Origin of the sequence: Bartonella phoceensis (assembly GCF_902825145.1) — a bacterium.
Lineage (GTDB): Bacteria > Pseudomonadota > Alphaproteobacteria > Rhizobiales > Rhizobiaceae > Bartonella > Bartonella phoceensis.
Window position 1 is genome coordinate 1 of the sequence record NZ_CADEAD010000035.1, and the last position, 693, is coordinate 693.

Annotated in this window: 1 pseudogene; it reads left to right on the plus strand. The window is 44.3% G+C overall.

Going from position 1 to position 693, the window contains the following annotated elements:
- Nucleotides 1-693, plus strand: a pseudogene (locus J7R07_RS07960) (Vomp family autotransporter); the annotation flags it as partial.

Here is a 693-nt window from a genome sequence, read left to right on the forward strand (position 1 = left end):
CTGATATTCAGAATGGTTCTTTAAACGGCATTGCCTTAGGTACACAAGCATCTGTTTCTGCTGAGGGTGGGGTTGCTCTTGGTCATAACGCACAAATTAACGGTAAAGGTTCGATTGCTCTTGGTGCCAGTGCAATAGCTAAGAGCATCTCTTCAGTTGTTATTGGTGCCAATGCAAAAGCTTTGTCTGGGTATGCGGTTGCCCTTGGTTCTGGTGCCTATATTGCTGCAGATGCTCGATATGCGCTTGTTTTGGGTGGAGAGGCAAAAGTTGAAAACGGTTCTCACAGAGCGGTTGCTTTTGGTGACCGTGCCAGCGTTGGCAAAAACGCTGAAAATGCACTTGCTCTTGGTAGTCTCACAAAAGCCTTAGTTGATAGCGGTATTGCTTTGGGGGCAAATTCTTTAGCTGATGTTGCTGCTGGTGTTGGAGGCTATGATCCTAGTACTGGAAAAAAATCAGATAAAGATGACGGCATTTGGAAATCTAAGTATGGTGCGCTCAGTATTGGTGATTCTAAGAATGGTACAACCAGACAGATTATAGGTGTTTCCGCTGGTACAAACGACACTGATGCCGTAAATGTTGCGCAGCTGAAAGCTGTAGAAACTCTCAGCAAAACAGGTTGGAATCTTGCTGTTAACAATGGAGATGTAAGGCAGATTGGACCAAACAGTACAATAAATTTTGTAG